The following is a 10,225-nucleotide window of genomic DNA, read 5'->3' as shown; positions in this document are numbered from 1 at the left end:
GCGTTGACGTTGTGGCTCGCCAGGTGCTCGTACACGGCCTTGGGTTCGTGGCCCGTCACGGAGAACAGGACGGTCGGCGTGCGTTCGCGGCCGGGAAAGCCGGCGGACCCCTCCGCGCACGGAAACGACGAAGACGTTCCCGGTGTGCAGTGCTCACTTTTTCGCTCCACCGGGAAAACGTCACCGGCTGCGTCCGATCGGGCGCTTTCCGAACAGCTGGTCAACACTCATGACCAAGTGGGCAGTGCGCGACCGCGCGCGGCCCGGGTCAGAGCACGATGATCTCGGCGGGGACGGCGAACCGCACACCCATCCGCAGGCCGGTCTCGGCCCCGGAGGCTTCGAGGAACTCGCGGGGCGACGCCATGTCGCCGGGGCCGATGCCGCGCAGGTACTCGGCGTGCGCTTCGAGGGAGGCGACGCCGTGGTCGAGGAAGTCCGTCGTGTCGACGCCGTGGGTGGATTCGGGGCTGTTGGTGACGATGATCTGCCGCACCTGCCACGGATCGAGGCCTTCGTCGAGCAGTTCGCGGAAGATCCAGCGGTTGCCGGCATCGCGGGCGCCGTCCAGCACGGCGCGGCCCAGCGCGATGTGGTCGGCCTGGTTGGGGGCGCCCGGGCCCCAGCGATCGTGGTAGTTGCCGGTCACGACGACGTCGGGGCGGTGCCGGCGGAGGGCCCGGGCGATGTCGCGGCGCAGCGGGAGCCCGTATTCGAGGACGCCGTCCGGGTAACCGAGGAACTCCACGAGGTCGACGCCGACGACCGCCGCGCCGGCGCGCTCTTCGGCTTCGCGCAGCGGTCCGGCGACGGCGGGGTCGATGGCGTCGATGCCGGCCTCGCCGCTCGTCGCCAGGCAGTAGACGACGCGCTTGCCCTGGGCGGTCCAGCGGGCGACGGCCGAGGCCGTGCCGTATTCGAGGTCGTCCGGGTGCGCGGCGAACGCCAGCGCGGTCGACCACGATTCGTCCAGTGGCACCAGTGGTTCGGTCACCCTCGGGTCAGCCTTTCTCGAAATCACCACACCTCGGACGCGGTCACCCTACTCGAATGCGGACGCGGTGTTTCCGAACCGCCCGCCCGGTTCGGTTCGGGATGAGCCGATCCCGGTGAAAAGCGATCCGATCACGGCGTTTCTCTCCGTATTCTCATCGGCCATTCACGCCGCGGATCCGGTGAGTTTCCCGACACCGTCCGCGTCGTGAACGCCCCGGGCCCGGGCGCCGGCAGCCACGCCGACGGAGGACGCGGCACTTAGTCTGGGGCGGTGATCTCGCAACCGACCCCCGTGGGTGAGCGGCTTCGCGCCGAGTGCGACGCGGTGGCGTCGCGGCCCCAGCACCTGCTGCTGACGCTGCTCGGCGACCACTGGTACCCGCAGGACGCCCAGCTCCCGTCCACGGCGCTGGTCGCGTTGCTGGGCGAGTTCGGCGTGACCGAGCCCAACGCGCGCGCGGCGCTGAGCCGCCTCGGCCGGCGCGGCCTGCTCGTCTCGCGCAAGGAGGGGCGGCGCACCAGCTACGCCCTGACCACGGAAGCGATGGATGTCCTCGACGCCGGCACCGAACGCATCTTCACCTTCGCGACCTCGGCCGTCGAGTGGGACGGGAGCTGGACTCTGGTGGCGTTCTCGCTCCCGGAAGACCAGCGGACGACGCGCGCGAGCCTGCGGACCCGGTTGAGCTGGCTGGGTTTCGCCGCGGTGTTCGACGCGGTGTGGGTGGCGCCGGGGGATCGGGAGGCGGACGCCGCCGGGCTGCTGGCGGAGCTCGGGGTGGCGAGCGCGACTGTCCTCATCGGACGCTCGTCCGCGCTGGTTCCGGGCGGGGATCCCTCGGGGGCGTGGGATCTGCAGGCGCTGCGCGAGCGGTACGACGATTTCCTCGCCCGCTTCACCCCGCTGCGCGACCGGATCCCCGAACTGGAACCCGCCGCCGCGCTCGTGGCGCGGACGGCGGTCATCGACGTCTGGCGCGAGTTCCCCGGGGTCGACCCCGATCTGCCCCGCGCGCTGCTGCCCGCGGGGTGGCCGCAGCGTGAGGCCCGTGAGCTGTTCGCCGCGCTCTACGACGGGCTGGCCGAGCCCGCGACGGCACGCGTGCGGGAGATCATCGCCGGGTTCTCGCCCGACCGGGCATCGTCGGCGACTTTCCACACCACCGCCGACGCCCTCACGCTCGTGGGTTCGCACCAAAGCTAGACACTCACGTTGACGACCGTCGTTTCGTGAGTCTAATGTCTCGGTGGTCGGCGACCGAGAGAAGAGGCGAGCGATGGAGCACGCAGACGTCCGCGAGCAGTACCGCCTCGCGAACCAGTACCGGAAGCTGGCGTTCCAGGAGCGGCCGTACCTCGGCTCGCCGGGGGCACCGGCGCAGGACGAGACGAACACGAGCAGCACCTGGGCGCACCTCAACGGCGGGTTCCTGGTCGGCTACGAGTACACGCGCTGGTGGCGCGAGAACCGCGCGCTGCGCACGGCCGCGGTGATCGGGGACTGGAGCTGGCTCAACAAGGTCCGCGTCACCGGGCCGGACGCGACGGAGTTCCTCGACCGCGTGTCGGTGAAGGACCCGACGCGGTGTGCGGTCGGGCAGACCCTGTTCACGCCGATGACGAGCGAGGCCGGGAAGATCGCCATCGAAGGGCTGACGCTCAAGCTCGGCGAGCAGGACTACCTGTTCACCCAGTCCGGCGCCCAGTTCTGGCTCGGGGTGCAGCACGAGCGCCTGGGGCTCGACGTGCACCTCGAGGACCAGACCGCCGACTGGACGTGCTTCGCCGTGCAGGGCCCGCGGTCGCTCGAGGTGCTGGAGGACGTCCTGGCCGCCGGCCTCCACGATCTCGGGTTCTCCCGCTGGCGCCGGCTGGAGTTCGCCGGCACCGAGCTGATCGTGCAGCGCCAGGGCGTGACCGGTGAGCTCGGCTACGAACTGTTCCTGCGCACCGAAACCGGCCGAGCCCACGAGCTGTGGCGCGCGGTGCGCGAGGCCGGCTCCGCGGTGGGCCTGCGCGAGCTCGGGTTCAAAGCCCAGCTGATCGGCCACACCGAGTCGAACATGCCCACGATCATCAGGGACTTCCTGCCCGACCGCTTCAGCCGCGAACGGCTGCCACGCTTCGCGAAGCTGTGGATCACGCCGGAGGAGTTCGAGGTCTTCGGCCAGGACCTCACCGAGCACCTCGTCACGCCGGCCGAGGTCGGCTGGGGCTACACCGTGGACCTCGACCGCGGCGGCGCCGCCCGCGCGTTCCCGGGCCGCGACGCGCTGGCCCGCGAAGCCGATTCCGGTGGCCCAGCAAGGGTTTTCCGCGGGCTGCTGTGGAACTCCGACGACGTCGGCGAGCTGTTCGCCGCGCAGTTCCGCGACGCGCCCGCACCGCCGCCGCCCGATCTGCCGTGGGGCCAGTTCCGGATGCAGTACCTGCGCACCCGCGAAGGCGACCGGCAGGTCGGCTGGGCCAGCGCGGTCACCTACAGCCCGACGTTGCGGCGGCTGATCAGCAACGCCCGCCTCGACCGGAACCTGCCGCTCGGCGCCGAGGTGACGGTGGACTGGGGCGGGCCGGGAGCCGGCGGGATCGCCGGCGAGCCGACCTGGCGCCTGCGCGCCACCGTCACCGAGCAGCCGTTCCTGCGTCAACGTCGCCGTGACGACGTGTCCGCCTCACCCGCGCGGCACGGGTAGGCCGCGATGGACGACGAACTCACCATCACCGCGATCCTTCGCCGCGCCGAGCAGTTCTCGCCTGACCGCGAAGTCGTGTCGCGCGAACCGGACCGCTCACTGCACCGCACGACCTGGTCGGCGATCGGCGGCCGGGCGCGGCGGCTGGCCTCGGCGTTGCTGGGACTCGGTCTCCGGCCCGGCGCGCGCGTGGCGACCCTCTGCACCAGCCACCGCCGGCACTTGGAGCTCTACTTCGCCGCCCCGATCGCCGGCCTCGTGCTGCACCCGCTGAACCCGCGGCTGCGCGTCGAGGACCTCGCCTACATCGCCGGTCACGCGGCAGACGAAGTCCTCGTGCTCGACGAAGCCTTCCTGCCGATCTACGAACAGTTGCGCGAGACGACTTCGTTCCGCCACGTCGTCGTGATCGGTGCGGCGACCGGGGAGGCGATCTCCTACGAGGCACTGGTCGAACGCGGGCGGGCGGACTGGGTACCGCCGGACCTGCCGGAGCGGAGCACGGCGCTGATCGGCTTCACCAGTGGCACCACGGGCCGCCCGAAAGGTGTCGAGTTCACCCACCGCGCCGTCGCGCTGCACACGCTTTCGAGCTCCCTGCACGGCCGGCTCGCGGTGCGGGACACCGACGTCCTGTTGCCGGTCGTGCCGATGTACCACGCGCTCGCGTGGGGCTGGCCGTACACCGCGGCGTTGCTCGGCGCCGGGCTGGTCCTGCCCGGGCCGTTCCTCGACCCGGCGAGCCTGCTGGAGCTGTTCGACTCGGAACGGGTCACGCTCACCGGCGGCGTGCCGACGATCTGGACGGGGGTGCTGCACGCCCTCGACGCCGAGCCGAAGCGGTACGACCTCACGCCGCTGCGCGCGATCCTGTCCGGTGGCTCCACCGCGCCGCCGTCGATGATCGCGGGCTACGCGGAGCGGCACGGGCTGAACCTCGTGCACACGTGGGGCATGAGCGAGCTGATGATGGGCGCGATCGCCGAACTGTCGGCGGAGCTGCAGCAGGCGGATCCCGAGCAGCAGCAACGACATCGCGCGATGCAGGGGCGTCCGATGCCCTTCGTCGAGATCCGGGCTCGCGGCGAGGACGGCTTCGTGGCCTGGGACGGCGAGTCGCTCGGCGAGCTCGAGATCCGCGGACCGTGGGTCGCCCGCGAATACCTGGCCGAACCGGACGCGAGTGCGCGGCAGTGGACGGACGACGGCTGGTTCCGCACCGGGGACATCGTGACCATCACCCCCGGCGGTTACCTCGGGATCGCCGACCGGGCCAAGGACCTCATCAAGTCGGGCGGCGAGTGGATCTCCACCCCGGCACTGGAGAGCGCGCTCGCGGCCCACCCCGCCGTCGCCGAGGCCGCGGTCGTCGGGGTGACCGACGAACGGTGGGGCGAGCGGCCGCTCGCGGTGATCGCCTTCCACCCGGGCACGAGCGCGACTCCGGACGAGCTGCGGGAGTTCCTCCTGCCGCGCGTGGCGCGCTGGTGGCTCCCCGAACGGATCGAGATCGTCGCGGCGGTGCCGAAGACCGCCGTCGGCAAGTTCGACAAAGTCGCGCTGCGGCGCACTTTCACCAGCAGGGGAGCCGACTCGTGACCGACCCGGCCGCTTCCTTCGACGTCCTGCACGTCGAGCCGCTGCGCGTCGCGTGGGCCGACACCGACGCCAGCGGGCGCATCCACTGGTCGTCGGTCTTCCGCTGGGCGGAGGCGGCCGAGCACGCGCTGCTGCGCGCCGCCGGCCGCGGCGCGGACGAGGCCGGTCCGTACCCGCGCCGCTCGACCGAGGCCGTCTACCACCGCGCTCTCGAGTTCGACGACCGGATCGAAGTCCGCCTCGGCGTGGAGAAAGCCGGCCGCAGCTCCGTGACCTTCGGCTGGCAGATCGTCCGCGGGGACGACCTCTGCGTGGAGGGTCGCCACACCGTGGTCCACGTCGGGCCCGACGGCCGGTCCGCGCCGTGGCCGGAGCAGCTGCGGGCCGCCTTGCGCCTGGGCTGAACCGGCCCGAGCCGGTTCAGCGAGCCGGGTTCCGGCCGTGGACGAACCAGATCGCCTCGGCCGGGCCGTCGCCGCGGTTGGTGAGGCGGTGCGGCGTCGTCGAGTCGAAGGCGATGGAGTCGCCCGCGTGGAGCTGGTAGGTGTCGAAGGCCAAGGCGACTTCCAGGGTGCCGCTGATGACGTAGCCGTATTCGATGCCCGCGTGCCGCGTGAGCTTGTCGTCGGGGACGGAGCTGCCGTCGACCTCGTAGCGGACGTGCAGGAAGTCGACCGTGCTGTCGTGGATGGACGACAGCTGTTCCCAGGTGACGCCGGAGTCGAGGACGAGCTGGCGCCGTTCGCCCGGGCGGAGCATGGGGCTCTGCTGCTCCTCGGGGCTTTCGTTCAGCTTCGCCAGGGCACCGTGGAAGCTGTGCTTCTCGACGCCCGCGGCCGGTGCGGGCGCGGGCGGTTCCTCCGCGCCCGCACCGGCCGCGCTGCTGAACAGCTCGTCGATGGAGACGTTGAGGGCACTGCAGATCGCGTACAAGGTCGCGACCGAGGGCTGGGACTTGTTGTTCTCGATCTGCGACACGAACGCGGCCGAGTACCCGAGGTCGCGCGCGAACTGGCGCAGCGACAGCCCGGCCGCCTGCCGGCGTGCGCGCAGCTGCTCGCCGAGGTTCGCGGCCTCCGAGTGCTCCGCCGCCGGCTCGTGCTTCGCTGCCACGTCTCGCTCCTCGCGCTGTCGTCCAGTCGGTGTTCACTATAGCTTGACGCCCGTGCCGCGAGAGCGGCTCAGGCGGTGAGCCGGTCGCGCACGAACTCCAGCTCCCGCACGACGTAGTCGGTGATGTCGCCGCTCTTGAGGTGCTCGGGCAGCACGTCCCAGGTGTAGGTCTCGATCTCCAGGTGCGACGACTGCGGCTGCGCGCGGTGGCGGTCGAGAGCCTGCTCCAGGGCGAACCGCGTGGTGCGGAACGGGCCGAGGTCGTCGAGGAACACCGGCACGTGGAAGTGGGTGCGCCATTCGCGCGCGCCACCGGGGTCGCGGCGCCAGGCGGCGATCGCGTCGGAGAGGTTGAGGTGGCGGGTGACGGTGCCCTCGCGCAGCTCGGACGTCTGGCTCAGGTAGATGGTGCTGGTGAAGCGCTCCAGCTCGCGCACCACCTCGTCGGTCACCTCGGGTACCCACAGCGCGGCGGCCTGCTGCAGCTTGAACACGGGCACGCCGGCGCCGGCGAGCAGGTCGAGGGAGGCGGGGATGTCGTCGAACTCCACGGCCTGGTGCCCGATGTCGAACACGATCCCGACGTGGCGGCGCAGCGCGCCGAAGGCTTCCGCGAGCGGCAGGTCGGCGAGGCCGGAGAGCGTTTCGGCCGCGGCGCGGGAGTACAGCCGCGTGGTGAAGTAGCGGACCGTCTCCTCGATGGTTTCCAGGTAGCAGAACGGTTCCGGCTCGATCGCGAGCTTCACCCGCCGGCCGGTGCGGCGTTCGAGCGCGACGAGGTGGGCGACGACCCGCAGCACGTTGCGGGTGAACAGCTCCACGTACGCCTCGCCGGTGACCTTGGGCCGGTAGGCCAGCGGCACGGTCTGGATGGTCGGCTCGACCCCGTCCGCGGCGATGTCGGCGAGCACGTCGGCCACCTGCGTGGTGTACGCGACGCGCTCTTCGGTGCTCCAGTCCGGTTCGTACACGTTTTCCATCACCGAGCGGCCCTTGAACGGCCCGTGCGGGAACGCGTTGACGGTGTAGACGTAGAGATCGTTGTCTGCCAGGTACTTCTTCAGCCGGTCCCGCTCAGGGCTGTCGCCGGCGAGCCGGTCGGCGGACGCGCCGGAGAGCCGCAGCGACACCCCGAACGGCGCGTCGGGGGAGACCCGGCGCTTCACTTCGGGGACGTAGGTCTCGAGGCTGGCGTTCATCTCGTCCCAGGTGTCACCGGGGTGCACGAGGGTCGAGTAGGACAGGTGGCCCAGACGCGTGCCGAGGTCCATGAGGTTCCTCCGGGGAAGGCGGCAGAGAGGGTGCCGGAAGTGCTGCGGTGACGCGCTGCAGCAGACGTTTGCTCGAAGTGAACAGTCCGAAACCCAGGGCTGTCAAGGATTACGCCGCTTGACCTGCGTATCTGGCAAAGTTGTTCGCTGAGTCTTGACTCACCGGCTGGTTCATTGTTCACTACCGCTGTACAGCGTCGTCGAACGGGAGTGAACCCGGCGAGTATCGGCGCCGTGTCCACGCCCGGATCCCGGCTGCGCGGGTTTCCGGAGAGCCTACGAGGAGTTGAGCATGCGCGCCGCGGTCTTCCACGACAAGCACGACATCCGGGTCGAGGACATCCCGGAGCCGGCCGCGGTCGGCGCGCGGCAAGTGCGCGTCCGGCCGTACCTGTGCGGGATCTGCGGCACCGACCTGCACGAGTACGCGGCCGGGCCGATCGTCATCCCGACCAGCCCGCACCCGCTTTCGCACGCCGCCGCGCCGCAGGTGCTCGGGCACGAGTTCTCCGGGCAGGTGCTGGAGATCGGTGCCGAGGTCACCGGCGTCCGCGTCGGCGACCGGGTTTCGGTGATGCCGTTGATCTACTGTGGACACTGCTACTACTGTCGTCGCGGGCTCAACCACCTGTGCCCGCAGATGGCCTGCACGGGACTGAGCTGGGACGGCGGCGGGATCAGCGAGCAGGTGGTGGTCCCGGAGCACCAGATCTCGGTGCTGCCGGAATCGGTGTCGGACGTGCGCTGGTCGAGCCGGCCGCGGTCGCCGCGTACGGCGTCGACCGCACCGGCTTCACCTCCGGTGACAGCGTCCTGATCACCGGCGCGGGGCCGATCGGCGCGCTCGCCGCGCTGTACGCCCACGCTTCGGGCGCGGCGCAGATCTTCGTGAGCGAGCCCAACGCGCGCCGCCGGGCCCTGCTCGACGCGCTCGGGGTCGCGACCGTGCTCGACCCGATGGCCGAGGACGTGCCGGAGGTGGTCCGCGGGCTCACCGGCGGGATCGGCGCCGACGTCGCCGCGGAGTGCTCCGGCTCGGAGGCCGGCCTCGCCACGGCACTGGGCAGCCTCCGGTCCCACGGCACCGCGACGCAGGTGGGCCTGCACGTCCGGCCCGCCACGATCGACCCGATGGCTCTGTCGCAGCGCGATCTGAGCCTGGTCGGCACGTGGTGCTACCCGGTGTTCGACTTCCCCCGCATCATCTCGCTCGTCGCGACCGGCCGGTTCCCGGTGGAGCGCGTGCTGACCGAGGTGATCGCGGTCGACGACGTCGTCACCGGCGGGTTCGACCGGCTGCTCGACCCCGAAGGCGACGCCCAGAAGCTGCTCGTCAAGGTCGGCTGACCCGAACCGCCTTCACCACCCAACCGTTTCCCGCTGTCCACGAGACCTTTGTGGACAGACTTCGTCCTGCCCTGCGACCCGGTGCGCCTGCACCCGAGGAGCGATCCGATGAGCGACACGACAAGGGGTTCCGTGGTCGTCACACAGTCGGCCCCGTCGCCCGCCCCGGCTTCGGGGACCGCCCACCCGCCCGGCCGGCCGAGCCTCTGGCGGCAGACGACGGCACAGCGCGCCTCGCGCGGACTGGTCACGATCCTCGTCGCGACCGCGCTGCTGTTCCTCGTCAGCCTGCTGCTGCAGCCCGAGAGCCTGGGCCGCAGCTCGTTGCAGGGGATGCTGCCCTTCGCCGCGGTGCTCGCCGTGGTCGCGCTCGGGCAGACGCTGGTCGTGCAGCAGGCGGGGATCGACCTGTCGGTGCCCGGCACCGTGTCCCTGAGCGTGATCATCGTGACGCACTACCCCGCCGGGGACAACGGAAAGCTGCTTCCCGCGGTGCTGCTCGCCTACGTCGCGGCGCTGGCGGCGGGCCTGCTCAACGGCCTCGTCGTGAGCCGGCTCGGGATGTCGGCGATCGTCACCTCCTTGGGCACCAACGCATTGCTGTACGCGGTGGTGCTCGGGGTCTCGGGCGGCTCGCCGGTGACGACCACGGACACGTTGCACTCGCTCGTCACCGGCCGCTTCCTCGGTCTGCCGTACGCGGTCTACATCGCCGTCGTCCTCGTCGCGGTGACCGGCTTCGCGATGAAGCGCACCGTGCCGGGCCGCCGGTTCGAGGCCGTGGGCGACAACCCGGAGGCCGCGGGGCTGGCGGGCCTGCGCGTGCGGCGTCACCAGCTCGCCGCCTACGTCTGGGCGTCGCTGCTCTACGGCACGGCGGGCATCCTCCTGGCCGGCATCGTGACGACGCCGGGCGCGTTCCAGGGCGACACGCTGCTGCTGCCGTCGGTCGCGGCCGTCGTGCTGGGCGGCACCTCGCTGCTCGGCGGCAAGGGCAGCCCGGTCGCCAGCGCCATCGCCGCCCTGTTCCTGTCCCAGCTCGACCAGTTCGTGCTGACGCTCGGCGTCAGCGCGGCGACGAACAACATCGTCCAGGCGCTCGCGCTCGCCGCGGGTGTCGCCGTCTACACCGTGAACTGGGCCGCCGTGCGCGGCTGGTTCCGCCGTGTCCCCGCTCCCCGGACCCAGCAGTAGGAAGGGTTTCCC

The 10,225-nt window shown here is 71.4% G+C and carries 10 protein-coding genes; 7 read left to right on the top strand and 3 right to left on the bottom strand.

The annotated features are described in order from the left end of the window. Positions 1 to 268 precede the first annotated feature (268 nt). On the bottom strand, positions 269 to 994 hold the full coding sequence (locus tag AB0878_RS23180) for a PIG-L deacetylase family protein (RefSeq protein WP_366582319.1): 726 nt from the start codon (positions 992 to 994) through the stop codon (positions 269 to 271). Between the two features lie 273 nt (positions 995 to 1,267). Between AB0878_RS23180 and AB0878_RS23175 the strand changes: the two genes are divergently transcribed. From AB0878_RS23175 to AB0878_RS23160, 4 genes are all read left to right on the top strand, one after another. Continuing rightward, on the top strand, positions 1,268 to 2,200 hold the full coding sequence (locus AB0878_RS23175; protein ID WP_366582318.1) for a PaaX family transcriptional regulator C-terminal domain-containing protein: 933 nt from the start codon (positions 1,268 to 1,270) through the stop codon (positions 2,198 to 2,200). 73 nt (positions 2,201 to 2,273) lie between these two features. Further along, on the top strand, positions 2,274 to 3,689 hold the full coding sequence (locus AB0878_RS23170) for a hypothetical protein (RefSeq protein WP_366582317.1): 1,416 nt from the start codon (positions 2,274 to 2,276) through the stop codon (positions 3,687 to 3,689). Positions 3,690 to 3,695: 6 nt separating this feature from the next. Then, positions 3,696 to 5,288, top strand: coding sequence for a long-chain-fatty-acid--CoA ligase (locus AB0878_RS23165; RefSeq protein WP_366582316.1), 1,593 nt, complete (start codon positions 3,696 to 3,698; stop codon positions 5,286 to 5,288). After that, positions 5,285 to 5,692 carry a thioesterase family protein gene (locus tag AB0878_RS23160; RefSeq protein WP_366582315.1) on the top strand — a complete coding sequence of 136 codons (408 nt, stop codon included), beginning with the start codon at positions 5,285 to 5,287 and terminating at the stop codon, positions 5,690 to 5,692. The genes AB0878_RS23165 and AB0878_RS23160 overlap by 4 nt, the downstream gene beginning before the upstream one ends. A gap of 16 nt (positions 5,693 to 5,708) precedes the next feature. On the opposite strand, the gene AB0878_RS23155 is transcribed toward AB0878_RS23160, so the two are convergent. Together AB0878_RS23155 and eboE are read right to left on the bottom strand one after the other, a co-directional pair. Beyond that, on the bottom strand, positions 5,709 to 6,401 hold the full coding sequence (locus AB0878_RS23155) for an XRE family transcriptional regulator (RefSeq protein WP_366582314.1): 693 nt from the start codon (positions 6,399 to 6,401) through the stop codon (positions 5,709 to 5,711). Between the two features lie 68 nt (positions 6,402 to 6,469). Further along, on the bottom strand, positions 6,470 to 7,672 hold the full coding sequence (eboE, locus tag AB0878_RS23150) for a metabolite traffic protein EboE (protein ID WP_366582313.1): 1,203 nt from the start codon (positions 7,670 to 7,672) through the stop codon (positions 6,470 to 6,472). 292 nt (positions 7,673 to 7,964) lie between these two features. Between eboE and AB0878_RS23145 the strand changes: the two genes are divergently transcribed. The 3 genes from AB0878_RS23145 (at position 7,965) to AB0878_RS23135 (ending at position 10,213) form a co-directional block, all read left to right on the top strand. Continuing rightward, a complete protein-coding gene (locus AB0878_RS23145) occupies positions 7,965 to 8,489 on the top strand; it encodes an alcohol dehydrogenase catalytic domain-containing protein (protein ID WP_366582312.1) in 525 nt (174 codons plus the stop codon). Continuing rightward, positions 8,399 to 9,019, top strand: coding sequence for a zinc-binding dehydrogenase (locus tag AB0878_RS23140; RefSeq protein ID WP_366582335.1), 621 nt, complete (start codon positions 8,399 to 8,401; stop codon positions 9,017 to 9,019). The genes AB0878_RS23145 and AB0878_RS23140 overlap by 91 nt, the downstream gene beginning before the upstream one ends. A gap of 108 nt (positions 9,020 to 9,127) precedes the next feature. Then, complete coding sequence (locus AB0878_RS23135; RefSeq protein WP_366582311.1) at positions 9,128 to 10,213, top strand: ABC transporter permease; 1,086 nt, start codon at positions 9,128 to 9,130, stop codon at positions 10,211 to 10,213. Positions 10,214 to 10,225: the final 12 nt, after the last annotated feature.

The sequence above is a fragment of the Amycolatopsis sp. NPDC047767 genome (assembly GCF_040704195.1).
Classification (GTDB): Bacteria; Actinomycetota; Actinomycetes; order Mycobacteriales; family Pseudonocardiaceae; genus Amycolatopsis.
Note: the sequence above shows the minus strand (reverse complement) of the source record. Positions and strands in the feature narration are given on the sequence as shown.

Bases quoted from the DNA above. Each gene is read 5' to 3' on its own strand.
- AB0878_RS23170 (WP_366582317.1), top strand. From the start codon at position 2,274: ATGGAGCACGCAGACGTCCGCGAGCAGTACCGCCTCGCGAACCAGTAC.
- AB0878_RS23165 (WP_366582316.1), top strand. From the start codon at position 3,696: ATGGACGACGAACTCACCATCACCGCGATCCTTCGCCGCGCCGAGCAG.
- eboE (WP_366582313.1), bottom strand. From the start codon at position 7,672: ATGGACCTCGGCACGCGTCTGGGCCACCTGTCCTACTCGACCCTCGTG.
- AB0878_RS23145 (WP_366582312.1), top strand. From the start codon at position 7,965: ATGCGCGCCGCGGTCTTCCACGACAAGCACGACATCCGGGTCGAGGAC.
- AB0878_RS23135 (WP_366582311.1), top strand. From the start codon at position 9,128: ATGAGCGACACGACAAGGGGTTCCGTGGTCGTCACACAGTCGGCCCCG.